This window comes from Janthinobacterium sp. FW305-129 (assembly GCF_020858115.1).
Lineage (GTDB): Bacteria > Pseudomonadota > Gammaproteobacteria > Burkholderiales > Burkholderiaceae_D > Janthinobacterium.
Genome location: NZ_JACYMM010000001.1, coordinates 618085 through 644710 on the forward strand (window position 1 = coordinate 618085; position 26626 = coordinate 644710).

The window sequence follows — 26626 nt, forward strand, 5'->3', positions numbered from 1 at the left end:
CACCAGAAAAAACCGTTCGGCTCGGTCAACAGCATAAGCTTGCTTTGCATCAAGTACTGGCCGCGCGCAAAAGCTACTCTTGGGAAATTGATGCCGAGCAACTCGGCAAGCTTCCGGAGACCCATCGTGCCCTACGCCCCCGTACGCCAACTGCCCCGCCTGCCCGCCGCCTGGCTGGCTGCCTTCCTCGTGTTCCTGGCCGGCTGCGGCGGCGGAGGCGGCACCGATACCCAGGCCGGCGCCGGCTGTTCGCTGCACAGCACGGCAGGCTGCGGCGGCAGCCCGCCGCCGCCCATTGTGCCGCCCGTGAAGCCGCCAGTCACCCCGCCCGTGACGCCACCCGTGAATCCGCCCGTCACGCCGCCCGAACCGGCCAGCCTGGCCAGCGCCGTCAACCTGGTGTTTTCCAGCACGGAACTGGCCTCGGCGGGCCTGGCCGGCAGCGAGGTGGCCGTCACGGCCCTCGTCAAGGATGGCGCCAACCTGGCCTTGCCAAACGCAAAAATTTCCTTTGCCGCCGATTCCGGCATCCTCGGCAGCGTCGATGCCGTGACGGACAAGAATGGCCAGGCGCGCGCGCTGCTGGGCACCGGTGGCGCCAACGGCAACCGCAGCATCACCGTGACGGCGAATGTCGGCACGCGCAGCGGCAAGGGCACGGTGGCGGTGACGGGCAGCAGCGTGGAACTGCTGGGGCCGGCCGCCTTGATGCTGGGCCAGGGCGCCGACCTCACCGTCACCGTGCGCGACTCGGCAAAGCGGCCCGTGGCCGGCGCCGCCATCGCCTACAGCACGGGCACCGGCAACGGCCTGCGTGTCAGGGATGGCGGCGCGGCGCTCAGCAATGCACAGGGCCAGCTGGTGCTGCGCCTGACGGCAAACAGCCTGGGCAAGGATGCCGTGTCCGTCAGCGCGCTGGGCGCCGCCGCCACGCAAGCGTATGCCGTGGCCGGCAGCGACCTGCGCCTGAGTCCGGCCGTGGGCCAGGACGCCAGCGGCGCGGACGTGCTGCCGGAAGTGGCGACCCTGGCGTGCCAGCCCATCGACGCGCGCTACGACAAGGCGGGCGTGGCGCAAACGGGCAGCGCCAGCCTGTCCACCACGCGCGGCAGCCTGTTCGGCGACAGCGCCTGCAGCCAGGCCTTGCCCGCCAGCTTGATCTTTAGCAACGGCAACTTGCCGCGCAGCTATATTCAGTCGGCCAACGCGGGCGTGGCCACCGTCACGGCCGCCGTGGCGGGCGGCCCTTCGGCGCAGACGCGGCTGGAATTCGTCGCGCCATTGAGCCCAGCCAGCAAGCTGGCCGTGCAGGCGGAGCCGGCCGTGCTGCGCGCAAATACGGGCACTTCGGCGGCCCCGGCCGACAACGCCAGCACCAGTATCAGCACCATCAGCGCCGTGGTGCGCGACGGCGCGGCGAACAACCTGGTCAAGAATGCGCCCGTCGTGTTCACCATCTTGAGCGACCCCAGCGGCGGCTACCTGCGGCAGGCGGGCCGGGTGCTGACGGGCAGCGACGGCCTGGCGCGCGCCGCGTATGTGGCGGGTCCGGCCGACAGCGGCCGCGACGGCGTGCTGATCCAGGCCCGCATCGAGGGCGCCCCGCAAGCGGCAGCCGCGGCCCTCGTGCGCCTGACGGTGGCGCGGCAAGCGCTGTCGATCAAGCTGGGCACGGGCAGCCTGCTGCGCGAGTATTCGGCCGGCGTGCTGCAAAAGGACTTTGCCGTGTTCGTGTCCGACAGCGCCGGCAATGCCGTGTCCGGCGTCGCCATCACGGCCGCCGCCTGGCCCAGCCGCTATGCCAAGGGATATTATGTGTGGCAAGCGGACAAGCCCGAATTCCCCGACACGGGCGTGTGGCGCCTGGCCCTGCCCCACTACAGCTGCGCCAACGAAGACGTCTTGCGCAACGGCATTTATGACGCCGCCTACGACCGCAACGGCAATGGCGTGCTCGACCCGGGCATCCCGCTGACCGTCAGCGCCAGCGGCCTGAGCGACGCGCTGGGCATGGCCACCGTGACCATCAGCTATCCGCGCAACTTTGGTTCCTGGGTAGAGGTCGCCCTGACCGTGCGGGGCACCGTCAGCGGCACGGAGGCGAGCGCCACCGCGGATTTTCCATTACCCGTCCTGGCCAGCGACTTCAGCGCCCGCCGCGTGGACCCGCCGGGACGCCTCAGCCCCTATGGCAGCGGCCCCTGCGACAGTGCCGACTAAGGGGCAAGCATACCACTTGCCATTCAATCAAATTATTTGCAACATGGATAAGAAAACAGTCTTGCCACATGGAAATATTTTCGCTATGCTCATTTTTCCCGCCCAGGCCGCCACAAGCGGCCGGGCCTGCAGGAATACTTTGAGACAGGTTGCTTGCCAAACCAATATGCGAAAAAAGAATACTGTAGCCAGGACACCCGGCACCACTGCCCGCGCCATACCCGGTGCCGGACGGCGCGTGACCTCGTATGACGTGGCCCTGCTGGCCGGCGTGTCGCAATCGGCCGTATCGCGCTGCTTCAAGCCGGGCGCCAGCGTCTCGCCAGCCACGCATGCCAAGGTCATGCAGGCGGCCATCACCCTCGATTACATCCCCAACGCGGCCGCGCGCAGCCTGATCACGCGCCGCTCGAACCTGGTGGCCGTCATCATTTCCAACCTGGCCAATCTGTACTATCCGCAAGTGTTGTCCGACCTGAGCCAGCAAATCGCCCGCCTCGGCAAGCGCTTGTTATTGTTTACCCTGGAGCGCGAAGCGGACATCGGCAAGGTCTTGAGCGATGTGTGGCAATACCAGGTCGACGGCGCCGTCGTCGCCGCCTGCCTGTCGGACGAGCAGATGGCTGAATTCGCCCGGCGCGACGTGCCGCTGGTGCTGTTCAACCGCAGCCCCCGCGAACACGCCGTGCATGCCGTGCTGTGCGACCAGGGCGAAGCGGCGCGCCTGCTCGTCTCGCGCCTGGCCGACGCGGGCCACCGCCAGTTCGCCATCATCGACGGCCCCGGCGACTCGGCCGTCGCGCAGGAACGCAAGGCGGGCATGCTGGACCGCCTGTTCACGCTGGGCTTGCCCGCGCCCATCGTCGTCAGCGGCAACTACGATTACGCCAGCGGCGGCCGGGGCTTGCGCAAGGTCATCGACCGCCTGGGCCGCGTGCCGGACGCCGTCATCTGCGGCAACGACATCATGGCCATCGGCTGCCTGGACACGGCGCGCCACCAGATGGGCATCCAGGTGCCGCTGCAGATGTCCGTGGCCGGCTTCGACGCGCTGGAAGCGTCCGGCTGGCTCAGCTACGACATCACCACCCTGCGCCAGCCCGTGCAAAAGATGGCCACCGATGCCGTCGCCATGCTGGGCGAACTGATGGAGAGGCGCGGCGGCAGCGCCGAGCGGAGACGGTACTGCTCGTATCTGGTCGAGGGGAGTACGGCCAGGCTGACCGGCGCGCCTCCCCACTTCGGCATGATGGCCGCCGCCTGAAAAACGCCCATGGCGTTGTTGCCTGCCCCTCGCCGTACTCGCGTACTGTCTTCGGGGCGGCGCCTAGCCCTGGGCGTTTTTCAGACGTTCATAGTTCGCACACAAAACCTTGCACATAAAAAAACCTCGCATCGCCGCGAGGTTTTTCACTTTCAGCACCAGGGTATCAACCGAAGATCTTGCCCTTGAGCATATTCAAGCCCTGGCTGACGAGGTCATTGCCCTCCGGTACCTGACCGTCCGGCGTCAGCTTGTCGATCAGCTGGGGCAGCAAGGCTGCCAGGCCGCCCGAGGCCGCGTCCGGGGCGACGCCCGCTTTTTCCGCGATTTGCGTGATCGTGTCGGCGCCCAGCGCATCCTTGATCTGCTCGCCGGAGACGGGCGCGTTCGCGCCGGTGCTGATCCAGCTGGCTACCTGGTCGCCCAGGCCGCTTTCCTGGAATTTCTGCAGCAGGCCGGGCAAGCCGCCATGCTGGTTGACCAGGTCCATCACGCTGGCCATCAGTCCCGACGGGGCTTCCCCCTCCGCCCCCTTGTTGCCCAAAGCGCTCATCGCCTGTCCTGCAAGTTGGTCTAGCAAACTCATCGTATTCTCCTGAACGCTGTCAATCAGTGCCGCGTACAGCGGCGTCCGGTAATGCCGGCGCATAGTCGCCGACACACACAACAATTATACTATGAATAATTACAATGTCACTTTTACAATTCAACGGACGGGCTAAAAACAGGCTCGGCAGCAGCCTCACCCACCTCCATCATATTTAGTTCGGTACAACATGCAAGCGTAAATTGACGATTTACAAAACCGTGTAGAATTAATTTTCCTACTTACTGAGGAGTATCAACACATGAACATCAATAAAGCGGTAGACAAAGCCTACGAAAAAAAGACGTTCAAGGAAATCGCCGATGCGCCCGTCGATGCGCTGCAAGGCGTGAGCGAGAAAGATGCGGAACTGCTCAAGCAAGCGTTCAACATCAAGACCGTGCGCGACCTGGCGAACCTGAAATACTCGAAGTGGGCGCGCGCCATCGTCACCCTGGCCGATACGGAAGAATAGACCGGGCCATGCCGCAGGCATTCCCGTCAGCACGGCCCGCCCACGTCGGCGGGCTTTTTTACGCCATGGCGGCTGGCACGCCGGTCGCCGCGCGGAGGCGCGCTTGCCCACGCCGCTGACCCTGCCCGGCATTTGCTGGCCCCTGCATGCGAGCACGGGCGATCTTGCCGTCGCCACGTCCCACATCACGGGCCACTTTCGCGCCGGCGCGGGCTGCGATGCCATCGTGCTGTGCGATCTGCTGCCGGCCGGAAAATTTCGCAATGGCGCGACGCGCCACTGGTGCCGCACGCACCAGTGCTACTGGGGCGCCAAGGCCGACCTGGCCGGGCAGCAGGCCACAGGCCACATGCGTTGCCGCCAGCACGCCAGCCCCATGGGCTATGTGCTGTACCCTGAACTGTTCGATCCCATGCAGTTCCACGCCGCCACCTTGCGCCTGGGCCCGGACGGCTTGCTGCAACTGCGCGCCCGGGCCGATGACGGCGGCGCCCTGCTGGCGCGCGACGTGGCCGCGCTGGCCATCGATTGCCGCGCCCTGCCCGGCCTGTTTCCGCCCGACATAGTCCAGCTGAACCTCACGCCGCCCGCCGCGCAAGCCTACGTTGCCGCCTTGCAGGCGGGCACGCCGCTCGATTGCAGCGACTGCGCCCGCTGCGGCCATCCCCACCTGGACCTGGGCAGCTTCGCGCTGGCGCCGCACCGGCGCCACAGCTGCGGCCATTGCGGCCACGACGCCTCGCACAGCGCCACCGCCATCGTCTCGACACCGCTGTGGCGCTTGCGCCAGCGCATCACGCACTGCGTCTGAAGGTGCGCCCGCCCACAGTCGGCACGGACAAGGCCCCGTAGACTGGGCGCATCGCCACCATCAGGAACGCCGCCATGCCGCACACCCCGCCACACGACGAGAATAGCCAGCGAGACGACGAAGGCGATCTGTCCGACCTGCTCAGCGAATTGCGCATCCTCTTGCCGGGCGCGCAGATGCTGACGGCCTTCCTCATCATCCTGCCCTTCAACGGCGGCTTCGCGAAGATCGTGCAGGCGGAAAAGATCGTCTTCCTGGCCACGTTCTTCCTTTCCATGACCAGCCTGGTGCTGCTCAGCGCGCCGGCCATCCAGCACCGCGTGATGCGCCCCCTGCAAGACCGCGAACGCTTCAAGCGCGTGGCCGACCGCATCATGATGTGCGGCGCCTTTTCCCTGGCGCTGGCGTTTATTTTGGGCACGAATCTGGTGATCTCGGAAGTCTTCGGCCACGTCGCCGGCATCGTCGCCTGCGCGCTGATGGGCACGCTCATCGTCTGCCTGTGGTGGCTGCTGCCATTGCACTTGAAGCGCAGCAGGAAAATCTAGGCGGGGCTGGCTGACTAGCGAAAGCATAGCCATTTTAATTTACTGCATGACAATATTACCCGTCAACACGGCAATTCCATCCCCTTCCTTCGTCCAGTGGCGCCAGGGTGCCGGCCGCCGCATGCCGCTGCGCTGGCTTGCCGCCATCAAATATTGCCTCTGCGCCCAGCCGCCCATGTTATTCTGGATGCAATATTTTTCTTTTCCCAACAAGCGCTTGCGCCGCAATGGAAGGATGACAACTTGACTGCCGATCCCGACCAAATCAAGAGACAGCTTGCGCTGATGAACGTGCATGCGCAATCGACCAAGGAAAAAAAGCAGATCCAGATCATTGCGACGGCAACCCGCGAGATACAGACGACGTATGAGGATGCGCTGCGCATCTTGCACGACGAGAAATCAGGCGGCAAGGCCAGGAAAGATGCCAAGGATATCCTCGACGCCATCGACAAGAACCTGCCCGACATGGTCGACGCCATGCTGTCCGCGTCTGCCGCCTTCAAGGCCGGCGACCATATCAACGGCAGTGCCGCGCTGATGACTATCTGCGCTTCCGGCATGCAGATACTCGCCGGCTTCTCTGTCGCCGCAGGTCCGTATGGCGTGGCGTTTGCGGCGCTTTTTGGCCTCGTCGGCCAGCTCCTCACGTATTTCGGGGAAGAGCAGCCTTCCCTCAAGGACCAGATCATCGAGGCGATCAAGGGGCTGAACGCGGACGAAAAACTGCGCAACGCGCAAGAGCATGCCAATGTCGTCGACGAATATACGCGCACCGTGTATCGCATGCGAGCAGACCTGCCGCTCCTGTTGCAACTTCCCATGAAGACGGAAGAGGACATCAGGACGTTCCACAAAGGTCTCGATACCTGCCTCGTTTCCATCAACAAGGCGCACGACAAGATTTCCCTGCTATACAAAAAATGGGCGACCGCGGAATGGCTGAAGGATCCGAAAACCCAGGAACTGCCCCAATGGCCGGAAATCCTGGGCGTTTTCTGCCGCACCTACGCCGATTCCCTGCTCGCCAACATGGCACTGGCATCCATGGCAAACCTTGCCGTGGTGAATCGACGGCTGGACGACGCCTCGAGCAAGAACCCGGACTACAAGAGGTTCCAGCACCAATTCGACGCGATCTATGATCGTTTGATGATGCTCAGTGCCACCGTCGAGGCGATACCGAAGCTGTGGGACGACGGTAACGATCTGATCCTGCGGTTCATGCAGGCCGTCGAGCCGGTGGCCCGCGCGCGGGGACTGTTCGTCTACCTCGGCGCCAGTGAAAACAGTAACCTGAACAACAACTATAACAATAGAAACAGGAACAAGTCCGACCTCTACGCTGCCACGGGAGGCAAGGTCATGGAACCCGCTGACTGGACCCTGTTGCAAATGGGGCCTTACGACCGCGGCCACCGCTTCGCCATGAGCATTCCCGGAACATTCGCGGGCTCGCTGCAGGCCCGCTATCGCATCTTTTTTTGCCAGCACTGGGTATTGTCCGACAACGGAGACATGGAGCACGGCTGGGTAGACCCGGCCGCCGTCGACATTTCTGGCCGCGCCATGATTTCTCCGGATAAATTCCATGACGTCTGGGCCATCCCCTCCCCCAAGGAGCGCGATACCTCGTTCGTGTATGCGGCACGCAATGATGGCAACAGCGGCGCCGTCAAACTGTTTGCGATCGGTGCCAACGACACCTTGAAGGAAATCGGCTGGAAAGCGACCACCAAATCCGGCATCGTCAATGTGCGCGCCCTTCACCACCCGCCCGCCACCTTGCCTGGCGATCCGCACGGGGACGCCATGCCGCCAGAGTTACTGCAAGGCAAGGGCGAAGAGCATGCCATCCTGTATGGCGCGCTCGCCTCGTCCGGCGACATCTATGTTGATTATCTAAACACACTGCGCTACGTGCCGTCTCCGTGGGGCAGCTATGGCGGCATCGACGTCGACCCGCACTTTCTCTGGGTTTTCGGGCCATGGGGCATGGCGTGCGCCACGCACGCCTCGGTCATCAGCTGCCTGCGCGGGCTGATCGACAAGCCAAGGTGGATGACGCACTCGCCCGATGCGCTGATCGGCGACAGGGATGCCCATGAGGAAAACAAGTGGTGGGACAGGCAACGCAAGACCAAGACCTACCCGCCGCTGATCGGCATTCGATCGCTGTCCCCATGCAAGGATGGCACGCTGTTCGCCAGCATCCATCACCGTAGCGTGACGAAGAAAAGGAACGAAGACCATTGGCAGTTCGAAGTGCAGGATACGCCAGCGCTGTACACGGCCCGTTACAGCATCGATATCAAAAACGGACGCCTGCATGTCGATTCCTGGAGCAAGCTGCCAGCCGAGCGGCAAGCGCAGCAAGTCCAGAAGCTGGCCATCCCCTGCTGGCCGCAGTTTGCGCGCCTGAAAGCGAGGCTGACGGATGTCCCCGTCATCGCCAAGCCTACGCCACGCGCTCCGCGGCCCGGCAGCGCATGATGCCGGGCCGGTCAGGCGGGCGCCCCGTCAGGCCAGCGCGCCGGCCTGCTCCAGCAAGGTGGCGCGGAAAATCCCCACCAGCGGACGCAGATTCACCTTGTGCCAGGCCAGCCATAAGGGCGTGCGGTAGCTGAACCACGGCAGTTCGCGCACGACGACGCCGGCCGGCGCGTGCTGGCGCAGGCTGCGCTGGATCATGGCCATGCCCAGCCCGGCCGCCACCAGGCCCAGCGCCGTCAGCGGCTCCGTCGCTTCCATGCGGATATCGGGCGTAAAACCGGCGCGCGCGCAGGCGGCGATGAAGTTATCGTGTTTCAGCACGCTTTCCTTGTGCAGCACGGCAATCCACTCCTGGCCCGCCAGGTCGGCCGGCGTCAGCTCCGCTTTTGCCGCCAGGGGATGGCTTTCCGGCAAGGCCAGCAGCATGGGGTCGCTCAGCACTTGCGCGCAATCGAGGTCCGGGTCGTTCGGCAGCGGCGGTTCGCACAGCAGCGCGATGTCGAGGCTGCGCTGGCGCAAGCCCTCGATCTGTTCGGCCGAATGCAGGTTGTACAGGGCAACGTGGACTTGCGGCCGCGTGGCGCGCAAGGCACGCAAACCGTCGGGCAAGACGCCCGCATGCATGGCGTTCTCGATGTAGCCGATGCACAGGCCACCTTCGTCACCGCGTCCCAGGCGTTTCGCCAGCGCTTCCAGCCGGTTCCCGTGGGTAATAAAAGCGCGCGCCTCGGCCAGGAAGGTGTGGCCGTCGCGCGTCAGGCGGATGCGCTGCGCGCTGCGCTCGAACAGGGCCAACCCGAGCTTGTCTTCGAGCTGGGCGATTTGCCGGCTCAGCGGCGACTGGGAAATATGCAGGCGCTCGGCGGCCCGTCCCACGTGTTCTTCCTCGGCGACGGCGATGAAGTATTGCAATTGGCGCATGTCCAGCATATCAGACCTTTCAGGACTCAAGTTGCGCCAATTATGTCTTGGACAGGCTTAACTTGTCCAGCTATTCTGTCTTCACTGATCCACACATTGAAGGAAAACATCATGACAATCAAACACTTACTGACAGGCAAACTGGGTTTCGGCACGGCGCCGCTGGGCAATATGTTCCGCAACATTCCCGAAGCAGAAGCGCTGGCCACCGTCGACGCGGCCTGGGACAGCGGCATCCGCTATTTCGACACGGCCCCGTTCTACGGCGCCGGCCTGGCCGAGCTGCGCCTGGGCGCCGCCCTGAAACAGCGCCGCCGCGACGATTACGTGCTCAGCACCAAGGTGGGACGCTTGATCCTCGACGAATTGGAAGACCCGGCCAGCCGCGAAATGGGCGAAAAAGGCGGCTTGTTCGAATTCGGCCGCAAGAACAAAATCGTCGACGACTATTCGGCCGACGCCACCCTGCGCTCGATCGAAGACAGCCTCAAACGCCTGGATACGGACCGCCTCGACATCGTCTGGGTGCATGACATCGCGCAAGACTTCCATGGCGACAACTGGCTGGCGCAATTCGAGATTGCCCGCACGGGCGCCTTCCGCGTGCTGACCCGCTTGCGCGAAGAAGGCGTCATCAAGGCCTGGGGCGTGGGCGTGAACAAGGTGGAACCGCTGGAACTGACCCTGGACCTGGCCGAAGCGCAACCGGACGCGTTCCTGCTGGCCGGCCGCTACACCCTGCTCGACCATGAACGGGCGCTGCAGCGATTGATGCCGGCCGCGGCAAGCCAGAACGTCGACATCGTCGTCGGCGGTCCCTACAGCTCAGGCATCCTGGCCGGCGGCGCCCACTTCGAATACCAGAAGGCTTCGCCCGAAATCATTGCCAAAGTCGAACGCATCAAGGCCATCGCCGCGTGCCACGGCGTCAGCGTCAAGGCTGCCGCCCTGCAATTTTCCTTGGCCAATCCCGCTGTCGCCGCCGTGATCCCCGGCGCCAGCCGTCCGGAACGCCTGGCCGAAGACCAGCAAGCGTTACACACTGTCATTCCGGCCGCCTTCTGGCACGACATGCGCGCCGAGCAACTCGTGTCGCCATTCGCCCCGCTGCCAACCGGCGCCAACTAATATATATACAGGAACACACCATGGCACACACCACTACTTCGATCGACATCGCCGCCACGCCGGCGCAAGTGTGGCAACTGATCGGCGGCTTCAACTCGCTGCCCGACTGGCTGCCCTACATTCCCAGCAGTACCTTGAGCGGCGGCGGCCGCATCCGCCACCTGGCCAACCCGGCCGGCGACGTCATCGTCGAACAGCTGGAAGCGTACGACAACACGGCGCGCCGCTACAGTTACTCCATCCTGCAGGCGCCGTTTCCCGCCACGGATTACCTGTCCACCCTGCAAGTTGAACCCCTGGCGGACGGCGCTGGGGCAAGGGTCACCTGGTCCGGCCGCTTCACGCCCGTGGGTGTGAGCGAGCAGGAAGTAACCGACTTGTTCCACGGCATCTATGTGGCGGGCCTGGAAGCGTTGCAGCAAACGTTGGCGAAGTAAGGCGCAACGAAGACCATTTCCGCCACAGCCGGGTTTTCTTCGCCCGCCCTGTGGCGGAATCGCAGGCATTCCGTGTTATCGTTAACAACAAGAGCAAGCGCTGTTAGGTGCAGTGCAGCATATTTTGGCCGCCGCCCGGCAGAACTTGCCCGAATCTTTTACAATGTTGTCCTTGGGCAGTTGTTATAGCCCGAAAATACGGGCCAGCCGTCGACTCTGGTGGCGCATTGCCACTTCCGGCCGGGCCACTGCGCGCCTCTCCACCCTGTCATTCTTTACCCAAACAACAAGAACATGCACGCCTCCGTAGATCCCCTGATTCCGCGCGTCACCGCGCCTTTTGGCGCTGGCTATGCCGACCTGGCCCTGGCCATCGGCGGCCTCGCCATCGGCACGGGCGAGTTCGCCTCCATGAGCATCCTGCCCGTGGTGGCCGACGACCTGGGCACGACCTTGCCGCAGATGAGCCACATGATCAGCGCCTACGCGCTGGGCGTGGTCATCGGCGCGCCATTAATCACCATCTTCCTGGCCCGCATGCCGCGCCGCCTGATGCTGATCTGTCTGATGCTCATGTTCGCGGGCGGCAACTTGCTCAGCGCCATCGCCCCCAACTACGGTTTGCTGGTTGTCGCCCGCTTCGTGGCCGGCATCCCGCATGGCGCGTATTTCGGCGTGGCAGCCCTGGTGGCAGCCGCCCTGGCCGAACCGGACCGGCGCGGCCAGGCCGTGGCCCGCGTGCTGATGGGCTTAACGGTGGCGAATATCTTCGGCGTGCCGCTGGCCACCTACATCGGCCAGACTCTGGGCTGGCGCTCGGCCTTTTTGCTGGTGGCCGCGCTGGGATTATTGACCATGCTGATGGTGCGCATCTTCGTGCCCATGGTCGCCGCCGGCGATTCCAGCCCGCGCCGCGAACTGGGCGTGTTCCGCCGCCTGCAAGTGTGGCTGACCCTGCTGATGGTGGCCATCGGCTTCGGCGGCATGTTCGCCGTCTACACGTTTATTACGCCAACCTTGCTGGAAATCACGAAAGTCTCGCCGCTGGTCATCTCGATCTTGCTGGCCATCATCGGCGTGGGCATGACGGTGGGTAATCTGATCGGCGGCTGGCTGGCCGACCGCTCGCGCCTGTGGACCATCTTTGGCGTGCTGCTGTGGAACGTGGCCGCGCTGGCCGCGTTTACCTATACCAGCAGCAATGTCTGGTTGACGGCGATCAACCTGTTCGCCATCGGCGCCGGCATCGCCGTCGCCCCGGCCGTGCAGACGCGCCTGATGGACGTGGCCGGCGACGCGCAAACCGTGGCCGCCGCCCTCAACCATTCCGCCTTCAACATCGCCAACGCCCTGGGCGCCTGGGCCGGCGGCATCGCCATCGCCATGGGCATGGGTTTGCGCTCGACGGGCTGGGTGGGCGCCATGCTGGCCTGCGGCGGCATCGTCGTGCTCGGCATTTCCGTGCTGGTGGAAAACCGCAGCCGGAATGTGGGCGGTGTGCAGCCGGCTTGATGCTTGCGCATTGGTAGGATAATTTTCTTAGGATAGTTATCATTTCCTATATCATGAATAAAGATCGGATTTCGCAATTCCTGCGCATCCGATTTCTTTACATGATGAATGTGCAAGCCATGAACAAAGCAATCATCGCCAGATACACATCTGAAAGCTGTCCTCTGTGAGTACCGCGACCATCTTCATTGACGAGGTTCTCGGGCGAGCGCAGCAAGGCATAACCGAGCCATTTATTTGCCGAGGCGACGATGGGGCGATTTACTTTATCAAAGGCAAAGGGGCTGGTCGGCGTAGCCAGATTTGTGAGTGGGTCTCGGCGCAACTAGCCACCGAATTTGGTCTTCCCATCGCGGAGTATGCATTGGCCGAAGTAGCTGAGGAACTCATCGAGGCAAATGCATTTCCCAATATCAGCCAACTCGGTAGCGGGATAGTCTTTGCATCGAAAGAGCTTCCACATCCACAAGAGCTGACAGCGATCACACGAGACCTTGTGCCGGATCAACTGGCAAGCGATGTGTTGGTTTTCGACTGGTGGTTGCATAACGAAGATCGTCATTTAACCGCACGTGGCGGCAATCCTAACTTGCTTTGGGACATGCAGAGTTCAGAGTTGGTCGTGATCGACCATAACCAAGCCTTTGATCGACACTTTGATTCGAGCAACTTCCTGAAAACGCATGTGTTTGCGAGCAGGTGGAATGACATTTTTAGCGACCATTTTCAACGCGAACACTACGCAAGGAAACTGGAGGCAATTTTGCCAAAATTGGCGAATATCCGTGCTAACATACCTGACTCTTGGTGGTATGTTGACGAGGGCGTCCCAGCAAATGTGACATGGGATGAAATCGAAGCATGCCTGCAACGGTGCCGCCGAGAAGATTTTTGGAATACCCCATGAAAAAGTTCGCCTGCCAATATGCTCTTTTGCGATTTCGCCCGTTTGTCGAAACCGGAGAGTTCGCCAACGTCGGTATTGCGCTGATCGCACCCGAAGCGCGCTTCTTTGGCTTCCGCATACTGAAGCGGTATGGCCGTATCACCCAATTCTTTCATCAGCTTGACCGTCAAATTTATCTGGATGGCCGCCAACTCTTTAAAGAAGAGATGGATCGCTTTGCTCTCGAGCTTCGTCGGCTGGCACTAGATGGACGAAAAACACAGCCAGATATAGTGCTCGCAAGAAATCTGTTTGCTGAAGTGGTACGCCCACGAGAAGCGATGCTGCAGTTTGCCGATCAACGAGTCGTCTTGGCGGAGGATCCAAAGGCCAAACTTCTGCAGCTCTTTGATCATTATGTCGAACGCAACTTTGTAACCAAGGAATACCAAGAGCGTTTATTGGAAAACAATGTTCGCAAACTCCTCCTCAACGCGCAAATCGGAGCGCGATATCAACGTGAAAAGGTTGGTACGGAGGACTTCGCCGTAAACTTTCCCTTTGTCGACATGGTTGAAGGCAAAGCTGAGCGAGTGATCAAACCACTGTACCTTGCCCAAGGCGACAGCACCAAGATCCTTACGCATGGTGGTCAATGGGTTGACAAAGTCCGGCGCCTACGCAAACGCAATGCACTACCACCAAAGGTCTTGTTCCCGGTCACTCAACCGGCAGCCAACACCAAGCCTTACCATGCATTCCAAGAGATTCGGCTAGATTTGCTGGCTGAAAATGTACAGGTAGTGGCCGCAGACGATGAACGTCAAATACTCAAGTTCGCGACTGACAGAAGCTGACTTTAGCGCCTGATCATAATAGTAGCGATCTTAAAAGTGGCCGTACCGCTCAAAATGTCCGTGAATGACCCAGATCGCTACTCGTATCGCGCAGAGGACATTGACAGGTATCGCTACTCCGCAATGGCAAACGCCACCGCCGCCTCGCAATGAATGGCCGTGGTATTAAATAGCGGCAAGTCCACATCGCCCTGCTGGATCAGCAGCGGTATCTCCGTGCAGCCCAATATCACGCCCTGCACGCCTTGCAGCCGCAGTTTCCCGATAATCTCCAGGAAAATGTTCCGGCTAGCGTCGGTAAAGACATTCTGCACCAGCTCCGTATAGATGATGTCGTGCAGGATTTCCTGGTCGGCCGCATCGGGCGTTACCGTCGCGATGCCATGCTGCTCCAGCGCCTGATGATAAAAACTGCCCGCCATCGTCTGTTTGACGCCCAGCAAGCCCACCTTGCGTACGCCCGACTGCTGCACCCGCTTTGCCGTTTCCTCGACGATACTGATAAAAGGCAAGCCGATGCGCGGCACGACGGCCGGCGCGAAGCGGTGCGCGCCATTCGCGCACAGCAAAAAGAAGTCCGCGCCCATGCCTTGCAGGCGCTGCCCTTGCGTGACCAGGAATTGCTCGATCGCCTGCGTGCCGGGCTGCGCCGCGTGCGCGATGAAATCGGCCTGGTCCATGCTGACCAGCATGATGCGCGCGCTGTGCGCGGGGCCGATGCGCGCCACCAGCATTTCATTGAGCAAGCGGTAGTATTCCAGGGTGGAAGCCCAGCCGATGCCGCCGATGAGTCCTATCGTCTTGTTTTGCACATTATTCCCAGCGAAAAGAATTGCGCAAATTATACGATAGCGATCACCACCATGAGTATGCCGGCATCAGGCGTCGATCCACGCAAACAGCGCCTTGTCCGGTGTCACGGATTGATGCCAGGCCGACTGCAGCTCCAAGAGAAATCCCGCCAAGTCGAAGGGATTGATATCCGAACCGGCCCAAGGTGCCGTCTTCGACCATGCCACCGCGATATCGCTCAACTCGTCGGCCGCCATGCCGCCGATCGCCCGCGCTATGGCGTCCGTAAACACGTAAAGCTCGCGCCCATGCATCGTCGCCGGCCGGAGGGCAGATGCTGCCGACTGCGTCAATAATTGCCCAAGTGACACAAAATCCAGTTCGCCGGGCAAGGTGATGCCGGTGACGGGAAACGCATTGAAAGCATCCTGCCAGTTGGCACATGCGCGCATTTCGGCCTCGGAACAGACAAAGATATCGATTTTCTTCATAGTGCGTTCTGCATCAGGTAGCGCTCACATCGTGCCGGTTCGACGTCTCGCGGGAATATTGCTGCTCAAATTCGGCAACATTACCGGCCTCGGCCCACAAGCCCGCAAGGTAATCGAACTCCCGCTCGAACGGCTGCTCAAAGTCGGGCACGTCGATCGCGTATTCGCAATTGCGGCTCAGCATGACCAGCCAGTCAGGATAGCCAAGCGCCGGATACAAGCGCGTCAGCCTGGCGTCCAGCGATTGCACGCTTTCCCTGCCTGCCAGGTAGGCGGCGCGCAGTTCGACGAGGTATTTGCCGGCGAGGAATTGTTCCTCCAGGCGCGCGTCGCCACGATAGCGTCCGATGATGGCCTCGGCCAGCGCCAGCACCTCGTCCATGCCCCGGGCGCTGGCCAGCAGCACGATATTCAGGTCGTCGCCCTCCTGATCCAGGCGCAAGCGCTCCACGGCCCAGTCCACGCAGCGGTCCGCCCGGCCATCGCCATGGCGCAGCTGGAAGCATTCCAGCTCAAGTTCTGTCAATTGTTCCATTGTTATTCTTCGCAAGCGCGTCGCTGCTATAAACGGTGCCCGGCACCTGAAAGGATGGTTGTTGCGGACATATTATACGATGGACAGTGCAAAGCGCACGCAGGGAATAAGGGCTGAAACGAAGGGCTTACGCTTCGATAGGAAAGAAAGGGAAACAATTGACTATACTGCCGCGCAGCGGGGCAATTATTCAGGAGAATGGAAACAATAAATCAATTTTAAATATTCAGTCCGAAGTTTATCGGGAAAGTATTCTTTTTAAGAAACATCAAAACAGGCCATGCGCGCGACATGCCGAACATGGCCCTTGCCCGATTATTGCGGATTCGACGCCACGATGAATGGATCGAAGGTCAGCAGAGTATTGCCCGCCAACAACAAGGTGATCGTATATTGCACATTGCTGCCTTTGGCATTCACGCGGCCACCCCATACGGTGCTGTCATATTGCGGGTAAGGCGCCGGATTGATCATGCCGCTGGTGATGGCCGTGCCATCGAAGTTATGGATGGAAACTTGCTCGGCCGGGTCCAGCGAGCTCACGTTCCAGACGATGGTGTCGCCGTTCTTGCACGTCGTCACCAGTTCATTGCCGCCTTCGTTGCCATTGCCCGAGTAGCCGGTCGTATCGACCATGAAGACGTACCTGCTCAGATCTTTTTGTGCCACTGCCTGACCAACATTGACCGCTACCAGCACATTAATTGTTGCCATGGTTTTGCCCCTCTTTGGAATGGAATTAAACATTACAGCTATCCTTTGTGCGATGAAATAATGAAGATCCAGTCAAATTACCGGCAGCGCCATCGGCGCAAACGGATTCCATCACTGGCGCATAAAAATACGCAAAATGTATCAATTAAAAATACACGAAATATATCAATAAATCACCAAATCTATCGATAAGATCATGCATCTGATGATCAATGGGATTTTTTGATCTTCATTACCGCAACCACGAAGAGAGAATATTTTATCTATTTTTTTAAGTCAAATTATTTTTAATAATATTTAGAATCTATCCATTAATAACATTTAATTTTTAAATGAAATTTCTTATATATTGAATATTGGAACTTCGTGTTTGATTTAGCACAAACAATAGAGATATACCGACGGAAAGAGATGTGGGGAGAAGAAAAACAGGCGCAGGCAATGGGGGCAGCATGGAGCCGACTGGCCCCACGGCAACTCAACGCGTTTGCAGCATCTTTTGCAGCACCGCATCGAGCTCATAAAAATCCACGGGCTTGGTCAGGTGCAGATCAAAGCCCGCGTCGGACGCCAGTTGGCGGTCCTTGTCCTGGCCCCAGCCCGTCACGGCCACGAGGATGGCGTGCTGGCCGCAGGGTTCGCTGCGCAACAGGCGCGCCACGTCGTAGCCGTTCATGTGCGGCAAGCCGATGTCGAGCAGGATGACTTGCGGCATGAAGCTTTGCGCTGCCGCCATGCCTGCCGCGCCATCGTAGGCCGTGCGCACCTCGTAGCCGAGGATGTCGAGCGCCAGCGCCAGGCTTTCAGCCGCGTCGGCGCTGTCGTCGATGACCAGCACCGTGCCCTCGCGCGTGCCCGCCAGCAGGCGGCGGTCCGGCGGCACGGCCGGTTCCAGCGGCACGGCCGGCAGCGGCAGGCGCAGTTCGAACGTGCTGCCCTTCCCTACGCCATCGCTGTGCGCGCTGATGCTGCCGCCATGCAATTCGGCCAGGCCGCGCACGAGGGACAGGCCGATGCCCAGGCCGCCTTGGGCGCGCGACAGGGCCGGTTCCAGCTGAGAAAACAGCTCGAACACGGTGTCCAGATGCTCGGGCGCGATGCCGATGCCCGAATCGCGCACGCTGATGCGCACCTCATTTTCCGTGCAGGCCACGTCCAGTCCGATGACGCCGTTGGCGGGCGTGTACTTGACGGCGTTGGTCAGCAGGTTGGCGATCATTTGCGCCAGGCGCGTGGCATCGGCATCGAGCCAGATCGGCTGCGGCCATTGCTCCACGTGCACACTGTGGCCCGACTGCGCCGCCAGCTCCGCCACGCTGTGCAGGGCCGCTTCCACCAAGGGCGCCAGTTCCACGCTGGCGCGGCGCAACTCCATGCGCCCCCGCGTGATGCGCGACACTTCCATCAAGTCGTCGACCAGGTGCGTCATGTGCCCCACTTGCCGGCCCAGCACGTCGCGGGCCCAGCACAGCTGCGGGTCATCCAGCTGCGCCAGGCGCAGCACTTCCAGCACATTGCGGATCGGCGCCAGCGGGTTGCGCAGCTCGTGCGCCAGGGTGGCCAGGAATTCGTCCTTGCGCCGGTCGGCGGCGGCCAGTTGATCGTTGAGCTCGCCAGCTTCCTTGCGCGCCAGCTGCAGCTGCTGCTCGTATTTGCGGCGGTCGCTGGCGACAAACACGGCGATTTCGTCGTAGTGCACGCCGTCATGCACGCGCCGCACGGCGTTGAACAGCATGGGTATCGCTTGCCCCTGGCGCTGGCGCATGTCGAGCAGCACTTCCGACACGCTGCCCTGCACCTGCATCAGCGGCAGCCAGTGCGTCTGGTGGAACACGCGCCCGCCGATGGTCAGCAAGTCCTGCAGTTTCTTTTTCCCGAGCAATTCCCCGGCGCCATAGCCGAGCCAGCCGCAAAAGGTGGCGTTCGCCTGCACGATGGTGCCGTCGGCCGCGCACAGCAGCAAGCCGCAGGCCGCATGCTGGAACAGGGTATGGGCATCGGGCAAGGAAGGCGTGGACATGGCGTCGCGCATTACAGGTGCAGGCCGTCGAGAAACTGACGGATGGCGCGGTAGCTGGCATCGGGCACGCTCATGTGCGGGCAATGGCCCACGTTCTCGACCACGTGCAGGCTGCTGTGCGGCAGCATTTCACGCAAATACACGCCCACGGCCGGCGGAGCGATGAAATCGTCGCTGCATTGCACGATCAGGGCCGGCGTGCGGTTGTGCGGCAAGACGGCGCGGTGGTCGGACAGAAAAGTGGCTTGCGCGAAATGCCGGGCAATGACGGGGTCCGTGCGGCAAAAACTGTTCACCAGATCCTGTCCCAGTGCCGGCTGGCCGGGGGCGCCCATGATGGCAGGCGCCATGCCGGCGGACCAGCCCAGGTAATTGCTGTCCATGGCATCGAGCAAGTCGTCGATATCGGCACGGCTGAAGCCGCCCCGGTAACCGGCCGCCGTATCGTCGACATAGCATGGCGACGGCGCCAGCATGACTTGCGCGGCGAACAGCTCCGGCTCGGCGATGGTGGCCAGCAAGGCGCTCATGGCGCTGACGGAATGGCCCACGCAAATGACGGGGCCGCCGCCGACGGCGTGAATGACTTGCCGCAAATCAGCGCCATGCGCGTCGAGCTGCGCGTAGCGATCGAAATCGTAGGCGCCCAGGTCGGACGCGCCGCTGCCGACCAGGTCGAACAGCACCGTGCGGTAGTACGGGCGGAACAGCGGCTCCAGGTAGCGCCACATGGTCTGGTCGCAGCCAAAGCCATGCATGAACACCATGGTGGCTGCCGCGCCCGCCTGCTGCGCACCGCTGCGTTCGCTCACGCGGATATTATTACGGTCTTCTATACGCATGTTCGTCCTGAGTATTGCCACATGGAACTCAAATTAGCATCTTGCTAGCATCTTAGCATGTGCGATTTGACCTTGGGCAACACCATTGGCGCTGGACAAACGCCGCGCTCAGGCGGATAATGAGAACGATTCCCATTATCAAACTACCAGGCGTGTGCCTGGCGTTTTCCTGTGCGCCGCCATGGCGCCCGCTGGCGGCAACAAGCCGGTTTTTGTTGAAGGTTTGTACCGCATGCGCGCTTTCTGGACTGTCATACACCGCTGGGCCGGTCTCACCATCGCCCTCTTCCTCATCGTCGCGGGCCTGACGGGCGCCGTCACCTCGTGGGACCATGAACTCGATGAATGGCTCAACGCCGACATCATGGACACGCCGGGCCGCGGCCCCCTGCAGGCGCCGTTTGCGCTGGCGCAAAAGGTTGCCGCCGCCGACCCGCGCGCGGCAGTCAATTACATGACCCTGGGTCTGGAAGAAGGCCATGCGGCCGCCTTCATGGTGCGCCCGCTGACCGATCCCGCCACGAACAAGCCGTTCGTGCTCGGCTACAACACCGTCTACATCGACCCCGTCACGGCGCAGATCACGGGCACGCGCGATTCGACGGCCATTTCCCTGTCGCGCCGCAGCCTGATGCCGTTCTTGCGCCACCTGCACTACAGCCTGCACGTGCCCGCCTTCTGGGGCACGGACCGCTGGGGCTATTGGCTGATGGGGAGCGTGGCCCTGATCTGGCTGCTCGACAGCATGGTGGCGTTTTATCTGACCACGCCGCGGCGCCTGCGCGAACGGGCTGATGCGCCGCGCCACCGCGACGCCGCCAGCTGGTGGCAACGCTGGAAACCGTCGTGGGTGCTGCGCTGGGCTGCCGGCGGCTACAAGCTCAATTTCGACCTGCACCGCGCGGGCGGCCTGTGGGTGTGGGCCATCATCATCGTCGTCGCGTTCACCTCTTTCTCGCTGAACCTGTACCGCGAAGTGTTTTATCCCGTCATGTCGCTCGTCTCGACCACCACGCCGGGACCGTACGAGACGCAGACGCCGGCGCCGTACGGCAGCTACATCGCGCCCGTGATCGGCTTCGAGCGGGCAGTAGACATTGCGAAAAAGCAAGCCGTGCAGCGCGGCATCACGGCGCCCATCGGCGGCATTTATTATGGCGGCAATTATTCGTTCTACAACGTCTCGTTCTTCGACCCGGCCGACGAATTCGGCGCGGCCGGCATGGGCCTGTCGAACCTGTACGTCGATGGCATGGACGGCAGCATCATCGGCCAGCACAAGCCGTGGGAAGGCACGGCCGCCGACGTCTTCGTGCAACTGCAATTTCCCCTGCACTCGGGCCGCATCCTCGGCTTGCCGGGACGCATACTGATGTCCTGCATGGGCCTCATGGTCGCCATGCTGTCCGTGACGGGCATTGTCATATGGGAAAGAAAGCGCCGTGCGCGCCGGCTGCAGGCGCATAAAAAGACAGTGGCCGCCGATTAAGCGGCGCTATCGCGCTCCCGCCCCACCAGCGCCAGCAGGCTGTCGCCCCGGTTGCCGTCGCAGCAGACGGCCACGCCATCCGTGAAATCGGGCGCCGTCAGCCGCGTCAGGACGCTGCCCGGCGGCATTTCCAGCGCCAGCCGGGCGCCCCGCTCCCACGCCAGGCGCGCGGTAGCGGCCCATTGCACGCGCTGCGCCATGTTGGCGGCCAGGCCGTCGCGGATGCGGGCCGGGTCGAACAGCGCGCGCGCCGCGCTGCTGCTCAGGTAGACGAGCGATGGGCGGCGGACAATCACGCCCGCAAAAGCGGCGGCCATGCCGGTGGCGGCGCCGTCCAGCAACGGACAATGCGACGGCACGCTGACGGCCAGGCGCCTGGCCTTGCCGGCGCCGTGCGCCAGGGCCAGCGCCATCACGGCCTCCAAGGCGGGTGCGCTGCCGGCGATGGCGATCTGGCGCGGCGCATTCAGGTTGGCGACATACACGGGCGTGGCCGCGCCGTGCACCCGGGCCAGCAAGGGTTCGAGTTGTGCCAGATCAAGGCCGACGATGGCCGCCATGCCGTAACCGGTGGGATACGCCTGCTCCATCAACTGTCCGCGCCGCGCCACCAGGCGCAGGGCGTCCGCATAATCGAGCGCGCCCGCGACGACGGCCGCCGCATATTCGCCGATGGAAAAGCCGGCCACCATGTCGGGCAGCGCCCCGCGCGCGCCCAGGGAGCGCGCCATCGCCACGCCCGCGATCAGCAAGCACAGTTGCACGGCCCGCGTCGAGGCCAGCGCGCAAGCCGTGTCCAGCGCCAAAGGATCGCAGCCCAGCACGGCCGCCGCTTCGGCCAGGGTATCGGCCACCGCCGCGTCGCCGGGCAGCGCGTGCAGCATGCCCGCAGACTGGGCGCCCTGGCCCGGAAAGGTGAATAGCACGCTCATGCCGGCTCCCATGGCGTGGCCGTCAGCACGGGACCCTGATCCGTCTTCAGCAAGACCCTGCTCCGGTCCGCCGCCCACTCGGCATACGCAAAGCCGCCATGGCCCGTGTCGATCTGCAGATCCAGCCGGCACGCCGTGACAGTCGCCGCGATGGCGCGCAGGGCCTCGGCCTGGGCGGCGTCCGGCGGCGCGGCCATGCGCAGCACGAGATCGAGGTCGCTGTCCGGGCGCAGCACGGGCAAGCCGCTGGCCAGGGCAAAGCCCACGCCGCCCGTCGGCCCCCAGGCCCAGCCCGTGGCGTCCAGCAGGGGCGCGACTAGCCGCAACGCGTCCAGCGCGGCAGAGGGAAAATCAGGCAGCGGCATCCTCGCCACCGTTTCCGGCGTCACGCGGCGCACGACGGCGGCAGCGTCCACTTCGCACGCCTGCCGCTCGCTGCGCAGCATGCCGCGCACGCCGACGGGGATGCGCCCTGGCGAGGTGCTGGCGCGCCGCACCACCAGCGGCGCGGCGGCCAGCCACGCGGCATCAAGCCAGGCAGGCAAGGATGCGCCGTCCGGCATGCCGGACACCCACAGCAAATCATGCGCGCGCCAGCCGTCCATCAAGCCACCACCGCCTTGACGGCAAAGTACAGCAGCGAGGGTCCCAGCAGACAGCCCAGGCCCGTATGAAAAGTGGCGACCAGGGCGCCATACGGCACCAGTTTGCGGTCGGTGGCGGCCAGGCCCGCCGACACGCCGCTGACGGTGCCGGCCAGGCCGCCGAAGACCATCGCCGAACGGGGCGTCTTCAGGCGCAAAAAGCGCGCCGCGACGGGCGTGCCCACCATCACGAGGATGGCCTTGATGAGGCCCGCCGCGATGCTCAGCGCCATGACGTCCGAACTGGCGCCGATGGCCGCACCCGTGACGGGGCCGACGATGTAGGTGACGGCGCCGGCGCCGATGGTGGTCATGCTGACGGCATCCGAGTAGCCAAACGCGTAAGCGACGCCCGCGCCGACGAGAAACGGCAGCACCACGCCCAGCACCAGGGCCGCCAGGCCGATCAGGCCCGCCTTGCGCGCCTCGGTCGCCTGCACCTCGAAGGCGGTGGCGACGATGGCGAAGTCGCGCAGCATGGCGCCGCCCATCAGGCCGATGCCGCCGAACAGCGACAAATCGGCCAGACCCTTGTGGCCGCCGCTATGCACGCCGCCCCAGTAAGCGAGCCCCAGGCCGATCACGATGGCAATGGCCGAACCGTGCACGCGGCCGAAGGTCAGGTATTTCGACAGCGCCATCGACAGCAGCATGATCAGGCCGACAAAGGCGAACGCCGTCACCAGGCCATTGTGGATGGCGGCTTTATCAAAGAGTTCAAGCATGACGGTGCTCCTTGACCAGCATCAAATCCGCTTCGGCGGCAGCGATGGCGGCCGGGCTTTCCGTGCGATTGATGAGCGAAATGACGGCGCCGCAAACGAGCACGGAAGCGATGGCGGCCAGCACGGCCACCGGGCCGCCGCGCAGCGCCGCGACCACGTCCTGCTGCGCCGCCATCGCCACCACCACGGGAATATACATGGCGCCCCAGTATTCGACGCCCCGTTCCGTCATCTGCGGCAGCCAGGCGCGGCGCTGCATGTAGAGCCGGGCGCAGATCAGCAGCAGCATGGCGATGCCCACGCCGCCCACGTTCGTCTTGACGCCCATCAGCTGCCCGAGCAGGTCGCCCAGGAAGATGCCGAGCAAATGGCATAGCGCCAGCAATGCGGTTCCGTAAATGATCATGATTGTCTCCGTTATTGGAATAGGAATGACTTGCTGTCTTCTCTGTTATTTCACTTACCACTGCTGCCCCAGCACCTCCCTGACTTTTGCCGACGCCTGGCGGTGCGGCGCGCCCAGGCGGCTGGCCAGGCCCCGTTCCGGGTCGGCGCGGATATCATGCAACGCCGCCTGCAGGCTGGCGCGCACCTGCGCCAGATCAAGCTCCGACGGCGCGTCGGGGTGCGCCACCTGCAAGGTTTGCCACAGCAGGCCCAGGCTCGCGTAATTCTTGACGTCATAAGCCATCGGTGGAATCGTCGCGGCCAGCGCTTCCAGCGCTGCCACCGTGCGCAGGGTGATGCGCGCCGCCGACGCCTTGCCCATCGCATGCACCATCACTTGCGGATCGTCGAGCGCGATCAGCCGGTTGGCCTGGTAGCCATGCGCGAGAAAGGCGCCCGACATGGCCTTGCCGACGATCAGGCCGATGACGGGATGGCCGGCCAGGCGCGCTTCCGCATACGCCCCCGCCGCGCCGGCCAGCGCCTGGTGGATGCCGTACGCCTCTTCGCGCCGGCCATACGCCTGGCTGGCCACGTCGATGACGGCGACGATGGGCCGTTTCACCGCCAGCGCGCGGTCTTCGACAACCACTTGCTGCACGGCGCGCGCCAGCTGCCACGCCTCGACCAGGCCGATTTCACCGGTGCGGGCGCGCGTAAAACGGTTGTCCGGATCGGGCAGCACGGAGACATAGCGCGCCGGCTCGCCCGCCAGCGGCGCGTCGGCCACGCGCACGGACGGCGGATAGCCGTCCAGCGGTGCGCTGCTGTCGGTCAGGGCCGCCAGCCAGGTGGCGCCGCGGCTGGAATTGGTGATGGCGTTCATGCTGCGGCTCCTTTGCTGTAGATCAAACGCACGGCTTCCGGCGTGGCTTGCGGCCCGGTGTCCACTTGCGCCAGGCGGGCGAGAAAACCGTCGGCCTGGCTGCTGCGATGCCGCTCCGGCACGCCGCGCGCGAACAGTTCGGCCACCGTGGCGCGCATCTGCGCCGTGTCGTCCGCCACATAGGCGTCGGCCAGGCCGCTGTGAAAGCGCTGCTCGCCGCCCGTCAGGCTCCATATAAATGGCTTGTTGCGCGAGTCGAATTCGTCCACGCCCGCTTCCTGCTCGATCACGGCCGGCCCGTTGAGACCCAGGCGCGCCTCGCGGGTAACGACCAGATAACTGCACAGGCCCGCCGCGATCGACATGCCGCCGTAGCAGCCCACCGTGCCGGCCGTGATGCCGATCACGGGCTGGTAGCGGCGCAAGTCGACGATGGCCGCATGGATGTCGGCAATCGCCGCGAGGCCCAGGTTGGCTTCCTGCAGCCGGACGCCGCCCGTCTCGAACAGGATCACGGCGCGCGTCGGCACGCCCTGGCGGTTGTCGCGCGCCGCCAGTTCCAGCGCGCCGGCGATCTTCGCGCCGCCCACCTCGCCCATGCTGCCGCCCTGATAGGCGCCTTCGATGGCCAGCACCACGGCCGGCTGGCCGTCGAACAGGCCCTTGGCCACCACCACGCCGTCGTCCGCCTGCGCCGTGACGCCTTGCTGCGGCAGCCACGGCGACGCGATGCCGCAAAACGGGTCGAGCAGTTCGCGCATGCTGCCCGCATCCAGCAGGGCTTTGGCACGGCTGCGCGCACCCCGTTCGATGAAGCTGTCGCGCTCCAGCAATTCCGTCAATGTACTCATGCCGCCCTCCCCGCTTGCAATTCTTCGTAAGCCTGCTCGATGCGCATGCGCACCACGCCCGGCGTGGCGCCGCAGTCGTTGATGACGATGGTCGCCGCCGGCAGCGGCTCGCCGCCGAACACGCGCAGCAGGAGCGCATCCCAGACGGCGCCCTTGCCGTCGACGGAGGTGTTGACGACGATGCGGGTCACGCCATCGTCGGCGGGCTGCAGCAGCACTTCCAGGTCGCCCGAACCGACGACGCCGGCCAGCGCGCGCCCCGATGCCGGCTGCCCGGCGGGGAATGTGTAGTCACGCGTCTCCATGCGCTTCTCCTTCTTGTAATCTGTCCAGGAACAGGGTGGCCGCCAGCAGATCGGCCGCGCCGCCCGGCGACACGCCGCGCGCCAGCGCCACCGCTTCCAGCGCCAGCAGTGCCTTGGCGCCATCTGCCGTGGCCGCGCCGCCGGCGGCCAGCACCCGTGCCGCTCCCGTTTGCAGTTCCAGCAAGGCCGCCTCGCCGCCGCGCGACAGCACGCAGGTGTCGTCCAGCCGCGCAATGATGGCCAGCAAGGCGTTCAGGCGCGCCGTCGTTTCGTTGTCGCCGCGCGCCCGCGAGGCGTGCAGCTGCACCAGCCCGGCGCCCGTCACCAGAGGAAAACCGGCCCGGGCCTGGCCCCGCGCGCCATCGACCTGGTACTGGCGGCACGCCAGCTCGCCCTTGTTGCCGGTGACGGCAGGCGCCCCCCGGTCGCGCAAACGGGCCAGCGCGCCGGCCCGCGCCGCCACGGCTTTTGGCGCCAGCGACGCACCGCGCGCGCCCTGCTGCGCCGCTGCCGTCGCCAAGAGCCCCAGCGCCCAGATGGCGCCCCGATGCGTGTTCACGCCGCCCGTTGCTGCCAGCATCAGCGCCTCGCCGTCGCGGCCGAGGGCGCCGATGCGCTGGCGCAGGCCATCGTCATCGCCGCTTTCCCAAGCCGCTTGGGCCATGGCGGCAAACACGGGCTCCAGCACGCAGGCCGAATGGCACATCAGGGCCCAGTTCAAGTCCGCGTGGGCGCCGCGGCTGCGCAAATCGACCAGGCCCGGTTTCGGCGTCAGGGTCACTTCATCGAGCAGCGCCTGCAGCACCTGCCGACCCAGCGCGGCGCAGCGCTGACGCACCGGCACTGTCGTCATCATTGTGGTCATCATTGTCATC

At 63.6% G+C, this 26626-nt stretch carries 28 protein-coding genes; 12 read left to right on the top strand and 16 right to left on the bottom strand.

The window, feature by feature from the left end; genetic code table 11:
• Positions 1-126: 126 nt before the first annotated feature.
• Both IGS61_RS02670 and IGS61_RS02675 read left to right on the top strand, forming a co-directional pair.
• Positions 127-2220 carry an Ig-like domain-containing protein gene (locus IGS61_RS02670; protein ID WP_230538170.1) on the top strand — a complete coding sequence of 698 codons (2094 nt, stop codon included), beginning with the start codon at positions 127-129 and terminating at the stop codon, positions 2218-2220.
• A 238-nt stretch (positions 2221-2458) separates the two neighbouring features.
• Positions 2459-3484, top strand: a complete 1026-nt coding sequence (locus IGS61_RS02675; protein WP_230538171.1) for a LacI family DNA-binding transcriptional regulator — start codon at positions 2459-2461, stop codon at positions 3482-3484.
• A gap of 166 nt (positions 3485-3650) precedes the next feature.
• On the opposite strand, the gene IGS61_RS02680 is transcribed toward IGS61_RS02675, so the two are convergent.
• Complete coding sequence (locus tag IGS61_RS02680; RefSeq protein WP_230538172.1) at positions 3651-4070, bottom strand: YidB family protein; 420 nt, start codon at positions 4068-4070, stop codon at positions 3651-3653.
• A gap of 262 nt (positions 4071-4332) precedes the next feature.
• On the opposite strand from IGS61_RS02680, the gene IGS61_RS02685 reads away from it, so the two are divergent.
• The 4 genes from IGS61_RS02685 to IGS61_RS02700 all read left to right on the top strand — a co-directional run bounded on the left by IGS61_RS02685 (position 4333) and on the right by IGS61_RS02700 (position 8397).
• Positions 4333-4545: a hypothetical protein gene (locus IGS61_RS02685; RefSeq protein WP_034751103.1), complete on the top strand. Its 213-nt coding sequence runs from the start codon at positions 4333-4335 to the stop codon at positions 4543-4545.
• A gap of 103 nt (positions 4546-4648) precedes the next feature.
• Positions 4649-5356: a hypothetical protein gene (locus tag IGS61_RS02690; RefSeq protein ID WP_230538173.1), complete on the top strand. Its 708-nt coding sequence runs from the start codon at positions 4649-4651 to the stop codon at positions 5354-5356.
• 74 nt (positions 5357-5430) lie between these two features.
• Positions 5431-5904, top strand: a complete 474-nt coding sequence (locus IGS61_RS02695; protein ID WP_230538174.1) for a DUF6328 family protein — start codon at positions 5431-5433, stop codon at positions 5902-5904.
• Between the two features lie 243 nt (positions 5905-6147).
• Positions 6148-8397: a hypothetical protein gene (locus tag IGS61_RS02700; protein WP_230538175.1), complete on the top strand. Its 2250-nt coding sequence runs from the start codon at positions 6148-6150 to the stop codon at positions 8395-8397.
• Between the two features lie 27 nt (positions 8398-8424).
• On the opposite strand, the gene IGS61_RS02705 is transcribed toward IGS61_RS02700, so the two are convergent.
• Positions 8425-9327 (bottom strand): LysR family transcriptional regulator, encoded by a 903-nt coding sequence (locus IGS61_RS02705; protein WP_230538176.1) that lies wholly within the window; start codon positions 9325-9327, stop codon positions 8425-8427.
• Positions 9328-9429: 102 nt separating this feature from the next.
• Between IGS61_RS02705 and IGS61_RS02710 the strand changes: the two genes are divergently transcribed.
• The 5 genes from IGS61_RS02710 to IGS61_RS02730 all read left to right on the top strand — a co-directional run bounded on the left by IGS61_RS02710 (position 9430) and on the right by IGS61_RS02730 (position 14138).
• Complete coding sequence (locus IGS61_RS02710) at positions 9430-10446, top strand: aldo/keto reductase (RefSeq protein WP_230538177.1); 1017 nt, start codon at positions 9430-9432, stop codon at positions 10444-10446.
• Positions 10447-10466: 20 nt separating this feature from the next.
• Positions 10467-10883 (top strand): SRPBCC family protein, encoded by a 417-nt coding sequence (locus IGS61_RS02715; RefSeq protein ID WP_230538178.1) that lies wholly within the window; start codon positions 10467-10469, stop codon positions 10881-10883.
• Positions 10884-11177: 294 nt separating this feature from the next.
• A complete protein-coding gene (locus tag IGS61_RS02720; protein WP_083287090.1) occupies positions 11178-12395 on the top strand; it encodes an MFS transporter in 1218 nt (405 codons plus the stop codon).
• A 166-nt stretch (positions 12396-12561) separates the two neighbouring features.
• Entirely contained in the window at positions 12562-13302 is a 741-nt protein-coding gene (locus IGS61_RS02725) for a HipA family kinase (protein ID WP_230538179.1), read from the top strand.
• Positions 13299-14138 carry a DUF3037 domain-containing protein gene (locus IGS61_RS02730; RefSeq protein WP_230538180.1) on the top strand — a complete coding sequence of 280 codons (840 nt, stop codon included), beginning with the start codon at positions 13299-13301 and terminating at the stop codon, positions 14136-14138. Before IGS61_RS02725 ends, IGS61_RS02730 begins: the two co-directional genes overlap by 4 nt.
• Positions 14139-14251: 113 nt before the next feature.
• On the opposite strand, the gene IGS61_RS02735 is transcribed toward IGS61_RS02730, so the two are convergent.
• The 6 genes from IGS61_RS02735 to IGS61_RS02760 form a co-directional block, all read right to left on the bottom strand.
• Positions 14252-14950, bottom strand: a complete 699-nt coding sequence (locus IGS61_RS02735; protein WP_230538181.1) for an aspartate/glutamate racemase family protein — start codon at positions 14948-14950, stop codon at positions 14252-14254.
• Between the two features lie 66 nt (positions 14951-15016).
• On the bottom strand, positions 15017-15421 hold the full coding sequence (locus IGS61_RS02740; RefSeq protein ID WP_230538182.1) for a hypothetical protein: 405 nt from the start codon (positions 15419-15421) through the stop codon (positions 15017-15019).
• Between the two features lie 13 nt (positions 15422-15434).
• Positions 15435-15956 (bottom strand): hypothetical protein, encoded by a 522-nt coding sequence (locus tag IGS61_RS02745; protein ID WP_230538183.1) that lies wholly within the window; start codon positions 15954-15956, stop codon positions 15435-15437.
• A 315-nt stretch (positions 15957-16271) separates the two neighbouring features.
• Positions 16272-16592 carry a hypothetical protein gene (locus IGS61_RS02750; protein WP_230538184.1) on the bottom strand — a complete coding sequence of 107 codons (321 nt, stop codon included), beginning with the start codon at positions 16590-16592 and terminating at the stop codon, positions 16272-16274.
• Between the two features lie 556 nt (positions 16593-17148).
• Positions 17149-18690: a hybrid sensor histidine kinase/response regulator gene (locus IGS61_RS02755; RefSeq protein ID WP_230538185.1), complete on the bottom strand. Its 1542-nt coding sequence runs from the start codon at positions 18688-18690 to the stop codon at positions 17149-17151.
• A gap of 11 nt (positions 18691-18701) precedes the next feature.
• Positions 18702-19532: an alpha/beta fold hydrolase gene (locus IGS61_RS02760; RefSeq protein ID WP_230538186.1), complete on the bottom strand. Its 831-nt coding sequence runs from the start codon at positions 19530-19532 to the stop codon at positions 18702-18704.
• Between the two features lie 232 nt (positions 19533-19764).
• On the opposite strand from IGS61_RS02760, the gene IGS61_RS02765 reads away from it, so the two are divergent.
• Entirely contained in the window at positions 19765-21021 is a 1257-nt protein-coding gene (locus tag IGS61_RS02765; RefSeq protein WP_230538187.1) for a PepSY-associated TM helix domain-containing protein, read from the top strand.
• Here IGS61_RS02765 and mdcH read toward each other — a convergent pair.
• From mdcH to IGS61_RS02805, 8 genes are read right to left on the bottom strand one after another with little or no spacing between them, the layout of a single operon-like run.
• Positions 21018-21953 (bottom strand): malonate decarboxylase subunit epsilon, encoded by a 936-nt coding sequence (gene mdcH, locus IGS61_RS02770; protein WP_230538188.1) that lies wholly within the window; start codon positions 21951-21953, stop codon positions 21018-21020. The genes IGS61_RS02765 and mdcH overlap by 4 nt on opposite strands.
• A complete protein-coding gene (locus IGS61_RS02775; protein ID WP_230538189.1) occupies positions 21950-22558 on the bottom strand; it encodes a malonate decarboxylase holo-ACP synthase in 609 nt (202 codons plus the stop codon). The genes mdcH and IGS61_RS02775 overlap by 4 nt, the downstream gene beginning before the upstream one ends.
• A complete protein-coding gene (gene madM, locus IGS61_RS02780) occupies positions 22558-23322 on the bottom strand; it encodes a malonate transporter subunit MadM (protein ID WP_230538190.1) in 765 nt (254 codons plus the stop codon). The genes IGS61_RS02775 and madM overlap by 1 nt, the downstream gene beginning before the upstream one ends.
• Positions 23315-23728, bottom strand: coding sequence for a malonate transporter subunit MadL (gene madL / locus IGS61_RS02785; RefSeq protein ID WP_230538191.1), 414 nt, complete (start codon positions 23726-23728; stop codon positions 23315-23317). Before madL ends, madM begins: the two co-directional genes overlap by 8 nt.
• A 54-nt stretch (positions 23729-23782) precedes the next feature.
• On the bottom strand, positions 23783-24595 hold the full coding sequence (gene mdcE / locus IGS61_RS02790) for a biotin-independent malonate decarboxylase subunit gamma (RefSeq protein ID WP_230538192.1): 813 nt from the start codon (positions 24593-24595) through the stop codon (positions 23783-23785).
• Positions 24592-25446: a biotin-independent malonate decarboxylase subunit beta gene (locus IGS61_RS02795; protein ID WP_230538193.1), complete on the bottom strand. Its 855-nt coding sequence runs from the start codon at positions 25444-25446 to the stop codon at positions 24592-24594. Before IGS61_RS02795 ends, mdcE begins: the two co-directional genes overlap by 4 nt.
• Positions 25443-25751: a malonate decarboxylase subunit delta gene (locus IGS61_RS02800; protein ID WP_086138093.1), complete on the bottom strand. Its 309-nt coding sequence runs from the start codon at positions 25749-25751 to the stop codon at positions 25443-25445. Before IGS61_RS02800 ends, IGS61_RS02795 begins: the two co-directional genes overlap by 4 nt.
• Entirely contained in the window at positions 25738-26625 is an 888-nt protein-coding gene (locus IGS61_RS02805) for a triphosphoribosyl-dephospho-CoA synthase (RefSeq protein WP_230538356.1), read from the bottom strand. Before IGS61_RS02805 ends, IGS61_RS02800 begins: the two co-directional genes overlap by 14 nt.
• Position 26626 lies beyond the last annotated feature (1 nt).